The 15,518-nt window shown below is 48.2% G+C and carries 15 protein-coding genes and 1 other RNA gene; 14 read left to right on the top strand and 2 right to left on the bottom strand.

Annotation, left to right across the window (positions count from 1 at the left end; all coding sequences use genetic code 11):
• The first annotated feature begins 27 nt into the window (after positions 1-27).
• The 6 genes from dnaG to WDY75_RS22425 all read left to right on the top strand — a co-directional run bounded on the left by dnaG (position 28) and on the right by WDY75_RS22425 (position 6,145).
• Entirely contained in the window at positions 28-1,845 is a 1,818-nt protein-coding gene (gene dnaG / locus WDY75_RS22450) for a DNA primase (RefSeq protein WP_006209035.1), read from the top strand.
• Positions 1,846-1,886: 41 nt separating this feature from the next.
• A complete protein-coding gene (gene rpoD, locus WDY75_RS22445; RefSeq protein ID WP_006209036.1) occupies positions 1,887-3,017 on the top strand; it encodes an RNA polymerase sigma factor RpoD in 1,131 nt (376 codons plus the stop codon).
• A 266-nt stretch (positions 3,018-3,283) separates the two neighbouring features.
• On the top strand, positions 3,284-4,042 hold the full coding sequence (locus tag WDY75_RS22440; protein WP_063478950.1) for a tRNA (adenine(22)-N(1))-methyltransferase: 759 nt from the start codon (positions 3,284-3,286) through the stop codon (positions 4,040-4,042).
• Complete coding sequence (locus WDY75_RS22435) at positions 4,018-5,133, top strand: Nif3-like dinuclear metal center hexameric protein (RefSeq protein ID WP_063478951.1); 1,116 nt, start codon at positions 4,018-4,020, stop codon at positions 5,131-5,133. The genes WDY75_RS22440 and WDY75_RS22435 overlap by 25 nt, the downstream gene beginning before the upstream one ends.
• A 120-nt stretch (positions 5,134-5,253) precedes the next feature.
• An RNA gene (gene rnpB, locus WDY75_RS22430) (RNase P RNA component class A) lies at positions 5,254-5,658 on the top strand.
• Between the two features lie 211 nt (positions 5,659-5,869).
• Positions 5,870-6,145, top strand: coding sequence for a hypothetical protein (locus tag WDY75_RS22425; RefSeq protein WP_036644428.1), 276 nt, complete (start codon positions 5,870-5,872; stop codon positions 6,143-6,145).
• A gap of 82 nt (positions 6,146-6,227) precedes the next feature.
• Here the strand turns inward: WDY75_RS22425 and WDY75_RS22420 are convergent, their stop codons facing one another.
• Entirely contained in the window at positions 6,228-8,153 is a 1,926-nt protein-coding gene (locus tag WDY75_RS22420; protein ID WP_006209040.1) for a S8 family peptidase, read from the bottom strand.
• 256 nt (positions 8,154-8,409) lie between these two features.
• Here WDY75_RS22420 and WDY75_RS22415 point away from each other — a divergent pair, with 256 nt between their 5' ends.
• The 6 genes from WDY75_RS22415 (at position 8,410) to thiI (ending at position 13,113) form a co-directional block, all read left to right on the top strand.
• On the top strand, positions 8,410-8,916 hold the full coding sequence (locus WDY75_RS22415) for a YpuI family protein (RefSeq protein ID WP_006209041.1): 507 nt from the start codon (positions 8,410-8,412) through the stop codon (positions 8,914-8,916).
• Between the two features lie 137 nt (positions 8,917-9,053).
• A complete protein-coding gene (locus WDY75_RS22410) occupies positions 9,054-9,278 on the top strand; it encodes a DUF1540 domain-containing protein (protein ID WP_006209042.1) in 225 nt (74 codons plus the stop codon).
• A gap of 74 nt (positions 9,279-9,352) precedes the next feature.
• Positions 9,353-9,718, top strand: coding sequence for a hypothetical protein (locus WDY75_RS22405; RefSeq protein WP_006209043.1), 366 nt, complete (start codon positions 9,353-9,355; stop codon positions 9,716-9,718).
• Positions 9,719-9,858: 140 nt separating this feature from the next.
• Positions 9,859-10,545 carry a lytic transglycosylase domain-containing protein gene (locus WDY75_RS22400; protein ID WP_063479774.1) on the top strand — a complete coding sequence of 229 codons (687 nt, stop codon included), beginning with the start codon at positions 9,859-9,861 and terminating at the stop codon, positions 10,543-10,545.
• Positions 10,546-10,717: 172 nt separating this feature from the next.
• Positions 10,718-11,878, top strand: a complete 1,161-nt coding sequence (locus WDY75_RS22395) for a cysteine desulfurase family protein (protein WP_063478952.1) — start codon at positions 10,718-10,720, stop codon at positions 11,876-11,878.
• Entirely contained in the window at positions 11,875-13,113 is a 1,239-nt protein-coding gene (gene thiI / locus WDY75_RS22390; RefSeq protein ID WP_063478953.1) for a tRNA uracil 4-sulfurtransferase ThiI, read from the top strand. Before WDY75_RS22395 ends, thiI begins: the two co-directional genes overlap by 4 nt.
• Before the next feature lie 114 nt (positions 13,114-13,227).
• Here the strand turns inward: thiI and WDY75_RS22385 are convergent, their stop codons facing one another.
• The gene (locus tag WDY75_RS22385; RefSeq protein ID WP_063478954.1) at positions 13,228-13,920 is read right to left on the bottom strand and encodes a TerC family protein; all 693 of its coding nucleotides are present in this window, start codon (positions 13,918-13,920) and stop codon (positions 13,228-13,230) included.
• 128 nt (positions 13,921-14,048) lie between these two features.
• On the opposite strand from WDY75_RS22385, the gene WDY75_RS22380 reads away from it, so the two are divergent.
• The gene (locus WDY75_RS22380; protein WP_063478955.1) at positions 14,049-14,711 is read left to right on the top strand and encodes a TerC family protein; all 663 of its coding nucleotides are present in this window, start codon (positions 14,049-14,051) and stop codon (positions 14,709-14,711) included.
• A gap of 250 nt (positions 14,712-14,961) precedes the next feature.
• Positions 14,962-15,474, top strand: a complete 513-nt coding sequence (locus tag WDY75_RS22375; RefSeq protein ID WP_063478956.1) for a hypothetical protein — start codon at positions 14,962-14,964, stop codon at positions 15,472-15,474.
• The last annotated feature ends 44 nt before the right edge of the window (positions 15,475-15,518 follow it).

The raw sequence follows: 15,518 nt of genomic DNA, 5'->3' as shown, positions 1-15,518 counted from the left end.
GTGCCAAAAGAGATGAAGGTGGTTTGGATGAGTACCGGACAAGGCAATATTCCGGATGATGTCATTGAGGAAGTTCTGGCCAAGAGCGATATCGTGGACACGGTCAGCAAATACGTGCATCTTACCAAACAGGGGAAATACCTGAAGGGCTTGTGCCCGTTTCATTCAGAGAAGACTCCTTCCTTTACGGTTACACCGGAACGCCAAATCTTTTACTGCTATGGCTGCGGTAAGGGCGGAAACGCCATTAAATTCAGAATGGAAATCGAAGGATTTTCTTTTCCCGAAGCCGTCAAGACAATGGCAGAAGAGAATGATATCTCGTTACCGGAAGGTCAAGGGGTTCCCGTAATTCCTCGTAATCCGGAAAAAGAACGTTTGATTGAAGCTAATGAGCTCAGTGCCAAGCTGTACCATTTCCTGTTAAAGAATACGGAGCACGGTACAGAAGCCATGAAGTATTTACGTTCCCGTGGAATGAACGACAAAGTGATTGACCAGTTTCAGATCGGTTATGCTCCAGATCGTTGGGACACACTGGTCCAGTTCCTAAGCAAGCGATCCTTTGACTTGAAAGAGATGGAGAAGGGCGGGTTATTATCCGCAAGACATGAACAAGAGGGCTATCTCGACCGTTTTCGCGGACGAATCATGTTTCCGATACATGACCGCAACGGCAAAGTGATTGCATTCGCTGGCAGAATACTGGGGGACGGTCAACCGAAGTATCTAAATTCTCCGGAGACACTTCTATTTAATAAGAGCCGCATATTGTACAACCTGCACCAGGCGAAAACATCCATACGCAAATCGCGTCAAATTCTGTTATTTGAAGGTTACGGTGATGTAATATCGTCATGGGAAGCAGGACTGCAGAGCGGCGTGGCAACGATGGGGACCTCTCTAACGGAAAACCAAGTAGCTATCATGAAATCGATGGCTGATGAAGTTGTTGTTATCTACGATGGCGACAAGGCTGGTATGGCCGCTGCGTTGAAAGTCATTCCAATGCTGGAAGGCGTTGGTCTCAGAGTGCGAATCGCATTGGTCAACGAAGGAATGGACCCGGATGATTATATCCGGAAGTTCGGAGCCGAGCGTTTCAGGCATGTGGTAGAAACGGCCGTTTCAACAACAAAATTTAAACTTATATATCTGAAGAAAAACCATATACTGCTAGAAGAAGATGGTAAGATTGCGTATGCCAAAGAAGCATTGCCGATTATCGCAGTACTGAATTCCTCAACCGAACGGGAAGTTTACTTGAGGGAATTGTCCTCTGAGCTGCATCTTTCCTACGAGAGTCTGAAGCAGGATTGCAATCTGCTTCGGCAGTCTATGCAAAAAAAGATGGAGAATGGGGATAATAAGGAAAAAAGGTGGAATAATGGTAGGCATAAAAAAGGGCGCCAGTCCGCCCCGACACTTCTGCCTGCTTACCATGCTGCAGAGCGGCGGCTGCTGTCGCTGATGCTGCAGGATGCAGAGGCAGCGCGATACGTAGGCGATCGCCTGGGAGAAGCGTTTAATATCGAAGATCATGCGGCAATCGCTGCTTATCTATATGCTTTTTACGCACAAGGCAAATCTCCGGATATCAGCCGTTTCATGTCATCGCTCCAGGATGACCGTTTGGAAATGACCGTCAGCTCCATCATGATGATGGAAGCACCAGCCGAGTGGAATGTCCAAGTGCTGGATGATTGCATACGCGAGGTACTGAAATTCCCGCAGCAGAGAGAGATCGACCAGAAAAAAGAAGAAATGATAAAAGCGGAGCGCTCAGGTGATTTTATGAGAGCCGCACAAATTGCAAGTGAGATTATCGCCCTAGAAAGACAATGAAGACCGCACATTGCTGTTTCTAGGGAGGAGGGAGTCGAAAGATGGCGAATGATCAGCATACTGAACTAGAAACGGAATTTACGCTGGATCAAGTCAAGGATCAGTTGATTGAACAGGGTAAAAAGAGATCCGTATTGAGCTATAAAGATATTATGGAGAAATTATCGCCTTTCGACCAGGACACGGAGCAAATGGAAGAGTTTTATGAACAGCTTGCCGACCTTGGAATCGATGTGGTAAATGAGAATGACGATGAGGGAACTCATCGGCAATCGGAAGACTCCGAATCCCGCGAGAATGAGGATTTTGGGTTTGACGATGATCTCTCATTGCCACCGGGGATCAAGATTAACGATCCTGTTCGTATGTACCTTAAGGAGATTGGTCGGGTTCCGCTGTTGTCTGCTGATGATGAGATTGAACTTGCGAACCGGATTGAGCAAGGGGACGAGGAAGCGAAGCGCCGTCTTGCCGAGGCCAACCTTCGTCTCGTTGTAAGTATCGCCAAGCGTTACGTCGGGCGTGGCATGCTGTTCCTGGATTTGATCCAGGAGGGCAACATGGGCTTGATTAAAGCCGTGGAGAAGTTCGACTATAAAAAAGGGTTTAAATTCAGTACGTATGCCACCTGGTGGATTCGTCAAGCCATTACGCGTGCGATTGCAGACCAGGCTCGTACCATTCGCATTCCTGTTCATATGGTGGAAACCATCAACAAACTGATTCGTGTATCCAGACAACTTCTGCAAGAGCTTGGACGTGAGCCTTCGCCGGAGGAAATTGCTGCAGAGATGGAACTCAGTGTTGAGAAAGTCCGGGAAATCATGAAGATTGCCCAGGAGCCGGTTTCGCTTGAGACGCCAATCGGGGAAGAGGATGATTCCCATCTGGGCGATTTCATCGAGGACCAGGAAGCACTTGCGCCTGCCGACGCAGCGGCATATGAGCTGCTTAAGGAACAACTCGAGGATGTGCTTGATACACTGACCGAGCGCGAGGAGAATGTACTCCGTCTTCGCTTTGGTCTTGATGACGGCCGCACCAGAACGCTTGAAGAGGTTGGTAAAGTGTTCGGTGTTACACGCGAGCGAATCCGGCAGATCGAGGCCAAGGCGCTTCGTAAACTTCGTCACCCAAGCCGCAGCAAGCGCTTGAAGGATTTTCTCGAATAGCTTAATCCACGGACCTTCTGCAGTAACAGCAGCAGGTCCTTTTTTTCGAAGTTCAGCAGCGCGGCGCAACGATTTCTTGGTTTTGGTATTTATTCCTGTATTTGTTTTATTGGTCTTTATTTTAGCTCTTTTCCAAACCCATTGCAAATGACACGGCACCGAATTATTTCGCTCATTTTGCCGGTTTGCAGTTTGGCATCGTGTCTGTTAGGGTAATGAATAGATTGTGATTCGGATGAAAATATGGAATGGTAAGGTGTGTCATTGTGAAATTATCAAAGAGATTATCGCAAATATTGGAGCAGATCCCACGCGGCAGCAGGCTTGCAGATATCGGTTCCGATCATGCATTGCTTCCTGTGGCTGCTGTGGAAAGCGGAGCCGCGATCAAAGCGATCGCGGGTGAAGTGAATCCGGGACCTTACGACGCTGCCGTAAAGCAGGTTATGGAATCAGGAATGACCGAGGTGATCAGTGTACGGAGAGGAGACGGCTTGGATGTACTCTCAGCAGGTGAGGCTGATGTCATTACAATCGCGGGCATGGGCGGCAGCTTGATTGCCGCTATTTTGGACCGCGGCGAGGACAAGCTGGCCGGCGTGAACAGGCTGATCCTGCAGCCGAATGTCGGAGAGGACATTTTGCGTAAATGGCTGTACTCCCACGCTTGGGTGCTGATTGAGGAGTTCATTCTGGAGGAAGACGGCAAAATCTATGAGGTACTGGTTGCGGAGCCTGCAGAATTGACGAATCTGACGAATGAGCAGGTGTATTCGGAAAGAACGATCGCTATTGGCGTTGAGTTGAATTTGGACTGGCTGCTGCGTATGGGACCTTGGCTGACGAAGACTCCGAATCCCGTATTTCACGATAAGTGGAAAGCCGAGATAGAGAAGATGAACTACATACTTCAATCGCTTTCGCGTTCGGATCAGGACTCGGCAGTCGGCAAGGCTAACGAGATTCGATCGGATATTGAATTTATTCAGGAGGTGCTGGCATGCTTGCCAAAGGACAAACGGTAATTCAATACATGGAGCAATTAGCCCCGAAGCATGTAGCCGAACCCGATGATCGGATCGGGCTGCAGCTCGGAACATTGCAGAAGGATATTCGGACGGTGCTCGTAGCACTGGATGTCAATGATGAAGTCGTGGATGAGGCTATCGAACTTGGTGCCGATCTCATTATCGCGCACCATGCTATAATATATCGTCCATTGAAACAGCTGCAGACGGACACGCCGATGGGCAAAGTATACGAAAAGCTGATTAAGCATGATATTGCCGTGTATGTGAGTCATACAAATCTCGACGTGACCGAAGGCGGCATGAATGATTGGATGGCTGAAGCATTGGGCATAGAGAACACGTCACCCATCCATGACATGCATAACGAGCAGTTGTCGAAGCTGGTGGTATTTGTACCGAAGAGCCATCATCAGGAGGTATTGGATGCCGTTCTGGGTGCAGGTGCAGGCTCGATCGGAAATTACAGCCACTGCAGCTTCAATATCGAGGGTTTTGGTACTTATGTGCCAAGAGAAGGCAGCAGTCCGTTTCAGGGCAAGGAAGGTCAGATGGAGCGGGCTAACGAGGTTCGAATTGAGACGATTGTTCCTCATACGATCCGGAACAAGGTCGTTGCGGCGATGCTTAAAGCGCATCCTTACGAAGAGGTGGCCTATGACTTGTATTCCATGGATCTGAAGGGAAGATCCCTCGGCCTTGGCCGGGTTGGCAAGCTGAAGGAGCCCCAGACGCTGGCTGAACTGGTGGAAGTAGTGAAGGAGAAGCTGGATGTCCCTCACGTTCGTGTCGTAGGGGAACTCGACCGCACCATACGGAAGGCGGCGGTCATCGGAGGTTCCGGAGGGCGCTATATGATGAAAGCTCTGTTCCGCGGCGCGGATGTGCTGGTTACAGGCGATGTGGATTATCATACGGCGCAGGATGCACTGGCTGCGGGACTAACCATTATTGATCCTGGACATAATGCCGAGAAAATAATGAAGGTTAAGGTTGCCGAATGGATGGAGCAGAAGCTGCAGGAGCATAAGTATGACACTCGGGTTGTGGCTTCCCGTATTAATACGGAGCCGTTTCGGTTTATGTAGGTAAATGTTGTTATGTACAGGTTAGTGCTTGGAAGTTAATACTCGCTTGCGAAGCTGCTGTAAAAGTTTGCAGGGTTGTGTATGGCTGCAAATCAAGATATAATATATAATGTTGTCCGGAAAGTTTGACAGACAATCGCTGGCGGTGCAAGCCGCGAGAGGAAAGTCCGGGCTCCATAGGGCAGGGTGCTGGATAACGTCCAGTCAGCGCGAGTTGAAGGATAGTGCCACAGAAATGGACCGCCGATGACCGCTTCATTGCGGCACAGGCAAGGATGGAACCGAGGTGTAAGAGACCCCGAGGAACGCTGGTGACTTCGTTCCTGGTAAACCCCACCTGGAGCAAGACCTAATGGGACGCAGTTTCCTTCGAGGAGACAGCCTTAGCCCGAGGCGCGTCCGGGTTGGTCGCTTGAGTCGATTAGTAATGATCGGCCTAGATAGATGATTGTCGCTTATGGTGGCAGGGTAGTTCCCGCTATGACCACGAAGAGCACAGAACCCGGCTTACGGAAAACTTTCCCAACTGAACAACGGTTTATTTATATCTAATCCGTAAAGGTACAAACGCGTATTTTCTTACCGCTCCGTGTTGAGGAGTGTAAAGAGAATGCGCGTTTTTTCTTGATTCCGCGAAAATTAAAGGGGATGAATTGCCTCTCAAGGACAATCGTCCATACCAAATAGCCCCTTGAATAATAAGCTATAAGCATCAACGGAAAGGAGTTGCAAAATTATGTCTTGTCATAACGAAAATCCATGTCCTGTGTCGCCGATTATGTGCGAACCGATTGTAGTTGTTAGAGACCACTTTATACCGCAAATCGTACCTGTTATTCATCCAATTAAAGTGGTGGATAAAGTACACTGTGTGCCGGTGGAGAAACATGTATACACGTACAGCGAGGAAGAGGTAGTAACAGGCCCTGGAGGCTACGGCGGCGTTACCGTATCCAGCAAGCGGTCGAAGAAAGCGGCTGTACGCACTAGCCGTTCCCGCCGCAAGAAATAATATCGGAAGCTACTGTTGAACGGATAGAGAAATAAAGCAGCCAACGCTTGATGGGCGTAAGCTGCTTTATTCTTTATATTTATTATCGGTTAGACCCGTTTAGTTTGCGCAGCTCGTGTTCCAGATTGCGTAACGCATGGCCTGGCCATAACTGCAGAGGAACTTCCGAGGCGCCAACGGCCTTCAGAGATTGGAAAATATCGATCTGACCATGACCGTAATACTTATCCTTTCCCTTATCGCCAAGATCTACGGCTTGTTTGATCATAGCATCCATAACTTCTTGATTTGTCAGGTCCGGGTTAAGAGAACGGATGAGCCCTGCCATGGCAGCTGCATGAGGACTGGCCATTGAGGTTCCGGAAAGAGCGGCGTACTGATTGCCTGGAAACGTACTGGCGATATTGGTTCCGGGGGCCGATACATCAATGTAGTCGCCGTAGTTGGAGTATTCCGCCCTCTTTTGATTCGAGTCTGTCGCTGCGACAGCAAGCACCTCAGGATAGGCAGCAGGATAACCAGGGCGCTCTGTGTTGTCATTGCCCGAGGCGGCAACCAGGACAACATCACGGTCATAGGCGTATTTTACAGCATCGTGTAAGAATTGAGAGTCTGCATAGTTGCCAAGGCTCATATTTATGACTTTCGCTCCGTGATCTGTCGCCCAAATAATGCCCTCTGCTACAGCATAGGTTGTGCCGGAACCCGAGCTGTCAAGCGCTTTAACCGGCATGATTTTATTGTACCAGCTAACCCCGGCGACCCCTTCACCGTTGTTCACCAGAGCGCCGATAATGCCTGCCACATGCGTTCCGTGTCCGACATCGTCCAGCGGCTGCTGGTCATTGTCCACAATGTTGTAGCCTTCCACCAGCTGTCCATTCAAATCGGTATGCGTAAGATCGACTCCGGTGTCTATCACGGCGATGACAACATCCTCACTCCCTTTGGATAAATCCCAGCCGCGATTTGTCTCAATGACAGGCAAATTCCACTGATATTGGGAGAACAGCAGATCATTTGGAATATTGACCTGCGCATTTGCACCATCCGGCAAGGCATCGGAGGACATCCGCGATTGAGGCAGACGGTCATTGGTTAAGTAAATATAGTGTGGCTCGGTATATTTGGTGTCCCAGTTCTTCTGGAAGTAGGCACGAAGATGTTGGTAGTCCATATTCTTGGACCGAAAAATATAAGCATAGCCAAGTTTCCTAGGGGTATCGCACGAAATCTCATTCCCGATGTGCTGAAGCTGCTGCTTTGTCGGTTCAGCCTGAAAAGACACAACGATTTCATTTTCGTAAAAATGGCTGGCCTTCTCATTATCATGACCGGTCTTGACGGTAATGTCAGAGAGTGTATCGGCATGAATGGATTCCACCCGGAATTTTCCTTCCTTCGGGTACGGGATCAAGCGCAGATTGCGCTTCTGGTGATTGCTGACCTCTTGAAGCACAGCCTGGTTAACCAAAGCGGCTGCACCATATTTTCCATCCTGGGATGGCTCCGCTACAACAAAATAAGGCTGCCCAGCAGCAGTAAATTTTGGTGAATCATACGCTTCGCCATGTTTGATCTTCTGCTGTGCCATCTGAAAATGGTGGGCAATCAGATCCTTATCCTTTTTACTCATCTTGGGAAGCTGACCTTGTATATCGGTCATTTTATTCTGCTTCAGGTTGTACCACCGAATTTGCTGAAAATGCTTGTGTGTTTTTTGCTCTTTCAGCGTATAGGCTTTAATCTGTCCGGCATTTCGTAAAGACTCGTTCTTCAGCATCTTGCTTAAGTGACCCCTTGCATCGAGCCGGTTTAATTTATCCGTAGCCTTGATGTCGCTTAACATGGTAAAGTTCTTGGCTTTATTCTCCTGCTGAGGCTGCAAAGGCTGTGATGGTTCGGCAGTTGGAGCCGGCTGCTTCGAACCCGGGGTGAACAGGGAGATCAGGAGCACGCCAAGAATAGACGCGGCACCGATGATGCTCCACATGGTACGTGACTTCACAAATTTTCCTCCTCGCCGCATTACGTATTTTAATTAGTCTTAGCGTGGGGAGTGAGAATCTATTTTATGCGTTCTCGAGGCATTGTGAAATTTAGGGTTGAATGGGAAAAATGATTTGTACTAAAAATAACCTTGTAAGTGTATTCATGATAGGGATTTCGTTATCCCAAAATTTGTGTTAGGATAGTACATATTAAAACGACCGTCAGGCAAAATGACCTGTATGGTCACGACCATTTAAGGGGGATCTATCGTAATGCCAGCAGACAATCTTCAGAAATTGTGCTCCGAATCCAGAGAAAAGTTGAAATCTGCTATTTCGATTATGGAAACATTTTTGAATGAACATGCTTTATCTCAATTGGTAACAGAACAGGACGAGGAAACCGTTCATTTTTACAAAGGATTTCTGTCAGATGTTCGCCATTTGCTTGTGTTTTCAGAAGTTTCCTATGAGAAGCTTGGTGTTGTACAGCGTCGCCCTAATTTTGATATCGATTTTGCCGAGAAGGCTTTGTATAACTTGTATCACCGCTGCGTGAATAGTTTTTTCTATCCGAAAAACGAAAGTTATTCGGAAGATGGCCGGTATGCTTACACCGGACAGGATGCCATCCGTTTTCGGAAGAAGCCGGTTCGACCAGCACGTGACGTCATTATGAATATTACCAAAATTTATGAAGAGCTTCGCGATGATCTTGCCTACTACGAAAGTGATTATTTAACGGAGCGCCGTATGCAATCCGAGAAAAGTCACGCTTAATACAAACAAGGAAAGAACAAGAGATGCCATACATTGGCATCTCTTTTTTGCGTGGTGACTCTTAACACCAACTGACAATCATTCTTGTGCATACCAGCAGTTAACTCAGGAAAAAATGTTGACGAGGTGATGCTAAAATGGCCAACGAAGCCAAACCATTAGTTAAGTGCAGTGTAAGCAATTGCCATTACTGGGGAGAACAAAATTTATGTCACGCCGAGATGATTATGATCGAAATCGACCGTCATGCAAACGTAAAACTCAATGAGGAGTATGGAGCAGAGCCTTATGTGGACGATCACCAGGATGTTGCCGACAAGTCCTCAGAGACCTGCTGCCTTACCTTTAAGCCAAAGGGTTAAACGGAATGCCCGGAGTGCCGGATATTCTCCGGAAAACCGCTTATTAGAGATTGAAGGAAATGGAGGAGTTAGCAATGGATGATAAACACCGCGACAACAAGATAAAGATTGTGGATAGCAATCGGAACAGAGTGGACTTCCCTCGTAAAGATCACCGTGAGGAATACGCAGCTGAGGTTGCCCCGCCAATGGAAACGTCTGTGCGCAGCGTGGACGAGGATGATGCAACAGGCTTGTCTGCAGGCCGCACGGCAGGATATGTCGGCTTGGTAATGGGTATTGCCTCCCTGTTTATGTGGTCGGTGATTCTGGGCCCCATCGCAACGGTTGTTGGTTATTATGCTTATAGTAAAGGCAGCAAAACAACGGGGGCATGGTCAATGGGTCTTGGCATATTGGCAACGCTCAGTTATTTTATCCTGATTCCTTTCAGCAGATAGATCATTTTATATGGGCGGGTCATCCATCAAAAAGGGTGATCCGCAATTTTTTTGTCGAAGGGGTATAGCAGATTGTTCCAATTCCATGGTAAAATGAAAGGACAAGTTTGAAATTTTTGCGGGAGAAAGTGAGCCATATGATGCAGATCGATTCGATATCATGGAAGCAAATGACGGATGTACCACAGGTAAATACGAATTCCACCGGATCGGCAGCCGGTTTTGTGGATGTATTAAGCAGCCTGATTCAAGAAGAAGCCTCGTCCCAGCCGGTAGAGCGCTCCATTACGCAGCTTGCCCCTGGTGTTACCTTTAAGGATGGACTGCTGTGGCAGCAGCTTGGTGCTGTCCAGGAATCCAATTCGTATTATCCGGTAGAGGGAGCGCTGAATGACACGGGAGCGACCAAGCCCACGACATTTGAAGAATTAATTACATCAGCGGGGGAACGATATGGTGTGCCCGTATCACTGATCAAGGCGGTTATAGACGCAGAATCTTCTTTTGACCCCAATGCAGTATCGTCTGCAGGAGCAAAGGGATTGATGCAGCTCATGGATGGGACGGCAAGGGGACTTGGGGTCAGCAACCCATTTGATCCGGCTCAGAATATTGAAGGTGGCACCAAATATTTATCCAGTCTGATTCAGCGGTTCGGCGGGGAATTGGCGATGGTGCTTGCAGCCTACAATGCAGGTCCGACACGAGTTGCAGGTTTGGGCGCATCCAGTGATGAGGAGCTTATGTCGATGGTACATATGTTACCTGAGGAAACCCAGGCTTATATTGGCAAAGTAATGAATGCACAGTCGAAATACAGTTTATAACCCCGCTTCGGGATGAATAGTAAACCTGATAGAGGATCAAACGATAAGCATGACTTTGTCCGATTGAGATGGAGTGCGGCTTTACCGTTTGGTCTTTTTGTGTAAATATAAAGGTCTGGAATGATATGATTTACAACATGCGATGGCGTAAGAATGGAAAGGGGAAATAACCTTGATATATTGGGATCACGCTGCAACGACCCCTCCTTTTGATGAAGTGGTGGATACGATGTCCGAAGTGATGAAGAAACATTACGCGAACCCGTCTGCTCTTCACCGCTCAGGGGAGGCAGCCGCTAAACTTCTGAGAAGGGCAAGGGAGGTCTGCGCAGCATCACTTGATGTTCTGCCATCAGAGCTCGTATTTACGTCTGGTGCAACGGAAGGCAATAACATGGCTATTAAAGGGTCCGCGATGCAGTACAGCAGCCGGGGGCGCCATATCATCACAACGGGAACAGAGCATCCTTCGGTTTATGAATGCTGCAAACAGCTGGAATCGCTTGGCTGGGAAGTAACCTATCTTCCAGTCGATGCTGCTGGTGTGATTGATCTTGATGTCTTGAAGGAAGCTGTTCGTAAAGATACCGTACTTGTCAGCATCATGCATGTGAATAATGAGTCTGGCGCCATCCAGCCACTGGCTGATATTGGCCGGATCGTGAAGGAAGTGAATTCGCGCACACTCTTTCATGTCGATGGCGTGCAGGGATTTGGCAAGCTGCCCGTAACCATCTCCGAGTGGCAAGCGGATTTGTACAGCTTGTCCGCCCACAAATTCAACGGTCCAAGAGGGATGGGTGTCCTGTACGTTAAGCAAGGGGTTCAGCTCTTTCCGTTGATATCTGGTGGATCGCAGGAAAATGGACTGCGGGCAGGAACGGAGAATGTCGCAGGTGCGGTTGCCATGTCGAAGGCCATGCGGCTATCCCAAGAGAGACAACCTGAGCTCTACGCCCGGATGATGGAACTGAGGGAGCTTCTGTTCCAGGGTATACGCAAAATACCCGGTTTGGTGTTAAACAGCAATGAGTTGGATGCGCCGCATATTATTCATTTTTCCTATCCGGGTCTAAGACCGGAGGTGATGGTTCATGCCCTGGAAGAGATGGGAATGCTTATATCAACCAAATCCGCCTGTTCTTCCAAATTAAGCGAGCCCAGTCGGGTCTTGCTTGCTATGGGTAAAAGCATGGAGGTAGCTTCTTCCGGAATCCGCATCAGTCTCGGTAAAGAGCATCAGCTCGGCGATGCGGCTCGATTCGTGGAGGTTTTGGCTAATGCGTGCAGTAAACTGCGTCCCATTATAGAAAGAGAGGGTAACCGAAGATGACTTATGATATGCTGCTGCTTCGCTTTGGCGAATTTACCCTAAAAGGCAAAAACCGCAACCGATTCGAGAAATCGGTGTTAAATCATATTCGAAACGTGCTTAAACCGTATCCAGGAGCCAAAATTTTGAAGGAATACGGTCGTTTGTATATTGAGCTGAACGGAGAACCTCCCGAGATTCTGATCCATGCCCTCAAGAAGGTGTTTGGGCTTGTTTCGATCAGCCCTGTTCGTGTATGTCCATCCGAGCTTGACCCCATTATTGCTACAGCAGTTGAGTTTGTGGGACAGAAGGAATTAACCGATACGACAACCTTCAAGGTCAATGCCAGAAGAGTATGGAAGCAGTTCCCCCATTCCTCACAAGAGATGAATCATCTGGTCGGTTCCCCTCTGCTGCGCACCTATCCTCAGCTTAAAGTAAAGGTGAAGAAGCCGGATATTGAGCTGCGCGTGGAAATTCGTGAGAATGAGACGTACCTCTATTATGAAGTCATTCCAGGGGCAGGCGGGTATCCGCTCGGCACAAACGGCAAGGCCATGCTGCTCCTCTCTGGTGGGATTGACAGTCCTGTAGCCGGTTGGTCGGCCATGCGCAGGGGCCTCGAAATTGAATGCGTTCATTTCTACAGCTTCCCTTACACGAGCCAGCTGGCCAAGGAAAAAGTAATGGAATTGACAAGACTGTTATCCGGTTATACCGGCAAAATCAAGCTACATCTCGTACCATTCACCGATGTGCAAACTTCTTTTGTCGGCATTGGGCAGGATAATCTGATTATTACCTTCATGCGCAGGGCGATGCTTCGTATTGCTTCCTCGCTCGCTGAGCGTGAAGGGGCCTTGGCCATTGTGACCGGGGACAGTCTCGGACAAGTAGCCAGTCAGACACTGCCCAGCATGAATGTCATTGGCAGAGCAACCGAATTGCCTCTGCTTCGGCCGCTTGTCATGATGGATAAGAATGATATCATTAATATCGCAATGGACATCGGTACGTTTGAGACTTCGATTTTACCGTATGAGGACTGCTGCACGTTATTTGTGCCTAAATCTCCAACTACGAATCCGAACCTGAACATTATCGAGAAAGTGGAGGCCTCGTTAACTCGGCTCCCTGCTCTGCTTCAGGCTGCGGTTGAAGGCACGGAGACTGTCATCATTACGCCTGACAGCAAGATCGGTACGATGGCTGAGAAGAATGAAGAGTTCACATTAAACGAAGACTGGTTCTAGATTTTATCCAGGATCAGGTTATAATTCGTATATAAACGCAGATGAAACAAAAGTTGAAAAACACCCCAAGGCTGATCCCCTGGGGTGTTTTTGTTCGTACAGTAGAGTATTCGATTAGGAGAGGGTGGAGGACTGACGCCGCTGCACAGATCGTTTCTTCAGATGCCCTGCCGTCAGTACGCCCACGATTATGGCCGCAATGAACAGGTATTTAATGATCAGATGTCCTTCAAAGTAGCTGAGGAAATGCTTCTCATCGGTAATCATGGAGGATGCCGTGAATGCAAGTACAGCAGAGCCTACATAAATGATCCAAGGGAACCGGTTGATCAATTTGATAAACAAGGTACTGCCCCACACCACGATGGGAACGCTGATGAGAAGACCCACGGTAACAAGAATCATATTGTGCTTGGCTGCTCCTGCAACAGCAATTACGTTGTCCAGCCCCATGGCGGCATCGGCAATAATAATGGTGCGAATCGCAGCTCCAAGGCTTTTGCCTGCTTTTATATTGTCGTGATCATTGTTGTCGTCCGTCATCAATTTGTAGGCAATCCCGATCAGGAGTACGCCTCCAACGAGCAGAAGCCAAGGGATATTGAGCAGCCATACAACAAGAATGGTGGCTATGATACGAAGAATAACCGCTCCGGCCGTACCGTAGATGATTGCTTTTTTCTGGGTTTCCTTCGGGAGGTTGCGTGCCGCAAGGCCGATCACAATGGCATTGTCTCCGGCTAAGATCAAATCCAGAAACACAATGTTGATTAGTGCGAGAAAAAATTCAGCGGTTGTGGTTTCCATGAATGTCACTCCTCTTAAAATACGGTTCCACAATAAACAAAGTGGATTTATTATAGGCCTATTTTTCCCGATGTGCAAGCATAGCTTGGACAATTACCACATATGTGTAGAGTGGGGGTGTTGTTCTTGTGGAGACGATTGTTTTGTTGGGACAGATATTGCTGATTAACCTTGTACTCAGTGGTGATAACGCCCTGGTCATAGCGATGGCCAGCAGGGACCTTCCTGAATTGCACCGCAAACGGGCGGTCTGGATCGGAACGGGCGCAGCGGTTCTTCTGAGGTGCATTCTGACTTTTGCTGCGGTTCTGCTGCTCAAAATCCCGTTTTTGCAAGCTGGCGGTGCACTGCTCCTGATCTGGATCGCCATAAAACTAATGACACAAAAAGAGCATGAGGATGTTGCCATGTCCCGATCCTTGACGATATGGGCAGCGGTCAATACCATTCTGGTTGCTGATTTTGTGATGAGCCTGGACAATGTGCTGGCTATTGCGGGCCTGGCAAATAGTGACCTTGCCCTGATTGTCATCGGCATCCTGTTAAGCATTCCCATTGTTGTATGGGGAAGCGGGCTGATCTCTAAGCTGCTTCATCATTTCCCCGTGCTGCTCTACATAGGAGCCGGTATTCTAGCATTTACGGCAGGCGAAATGCTCATACAGGACTCGCGCGTCGGTCTGCTTCTGGCTTCCTGGATGCCGTATGCCCATAACGCGCTGCCAATCGTCATTGCAGGGGTTGTCGTTCTGATTGGAGGACTGCAGACGATAAGGCGGCCGGGGACATAATCCGGTTCATAACATATGGAACGGGTGAGACTCCGGTAATAAAATAGGAAGCTGGAAACAAAAGGATGGACTGCATCGGCAGCCATCTTTTTTTGTTTGCTTAAGGCATATGCTGCAGGGCGATGCTATTTTTGAGTGGAACAAACTCAAGATATGGTTTTTTTTGTCGGTTTGGGCTAAAATTAACGTAACCACTTATTTTATAAACCGCTATTTTGGGTGATACATATAATGAGGAGAGGGTGATCAAATGTCCTCCAGAAAAGATTTGGCGCTGGGTATATTCATCGTTGTCGCTGGAGTCGTTATTTTGCTCGGCAAGCTGGGTGTGTTTGGATTTTTAGGCAGAACATTATGGCCGCTGGTTCTGCTGCTGCCGGGTATTTTTCTGCATATCATGTTTTTTGGTCGCCGTGCCTCTGCCGCCATCCTCATACCGGGCGGTATTCTAACGGTTTACGGGATCCTGTTCTTCATATGCAATATTGGAGGATGGGGACTGATGGCTTCATTATGGCCTGTGTTGATTCTTGGCGTTGCCGTTGGCCTGTATGAGTATTATCTGTATGAGACTCCGCGTCCCGGTGCTGCACTGCCTGTTGCGCTTGGACTTACGCTGCTCTCCATTCTGATTTTTATATTCACCTGGCTAGATACCGGGGGATTCTATCTTATTGCCCTGATCTTAATTGCTGCAGGCATTTGGATGATCCTCGGCCGTAATCGCTCTAGACGGAATAATAAATGGAGCAGAGGTTGGTAATTGGTAAGAGATAAATGTTACTGGAAGTTTTCTGAAAAGACTTG

The sequence above is a fragment of the Paenibacillus glucanolyticus genome (genome assembly GCF_037333485.1).
Classification (GTDB): Bacteria; Bacillota; Bacilli; order Paenibacillales; family Paenibacillaceae; genus Paenibacillus_AQ; species Paenibacillus_AQ glucanolyticus.
This window is presented reverse-complemented; position numbering and strand designations above follow the sequence as displayed.

What these genes read in the sequence shown, in the direction of transcription:
- dnaG (WP_006209035.1), top strand. Translation starts at nt 28, where the DNA reads ATGAGTACCGGACAAGGCAATATTCCGGATGATGTCATTGAGGAAGTT.
- rpoD (WP_006209036.1), top strand. Translation starts at nt 1,887, where the DNA reads ATGGCGAATGATCAGCATACTGAACTAGAAACGGAATTTACGCTGGAT.
- WDY75_RS22435 (WP_063478951.1), top strand. Translation starts at nt 4,018, where the DNA reads ATGCTTGCCAAAGGACAAACGGTAATTCAATACATGGAGCAATTAGCC.
- WDY75_RS22425 (WP_036644428.1), top strand. Translation starts at nt 5,870, where the DNA reads ATGTCTTGTCATAACGAAAATCCATGTCCTGTGTCGCCGATTATGTGC.
- WDY75_RS22415 (WP_006209041.1), top strand. Translation starts at nt 8,410, where the DNA reads ATGCCAGCAGACAATCTTCAGAAATTGTGCTCCGAATCCAGAGAAAAG.
- WDY75_RS22410 (WP_006209042.1), top strand. Translation starts at nt 9,054, where the DNA reads ATGGCCAACGAAGCCAAACCATTAGTTAAGTGCAGTGTAAGCAATTGC.
- WDY75_RS22405 (WP_006209043.1), top strand. Translation starts at nt 9,353, where the DNA reads ATGGATGATAAACACCGCGACAACAAGATAAAGATTGTGGATAGCAAT.
- WDY75_RS22400 (WP_063479774.1), top strand. Translation starts at nt 9,859, where the DNA reads ATGCAGATCGATTCGATATCATGGAAGCAAATGACGGATGTACCACAG.
- thiI (WP_063478953.1), top strand. Translation starts at nt 11,875, where the DNA reads ATGACTTATGATATGCTGCTGCTTCGCTTTGGCGAATTTACCCTAAAA.
- WDY75_RS22385 (WP_063478954.1), bottom strand. Translation starts at nt 13,920, where the DNA reads ATGGAAACCACAACCGCTGAATTTTTTCTCGCACTAATCAACATTGTG.
- WDY75_RS22375 (WP_063478956.1), top strand. Translation starts at nt 14,962, where the DNA reads ATGTCCTCCAGAAAAGATTTGGCGCTGGGTATATTCATCGTTGTCGCT.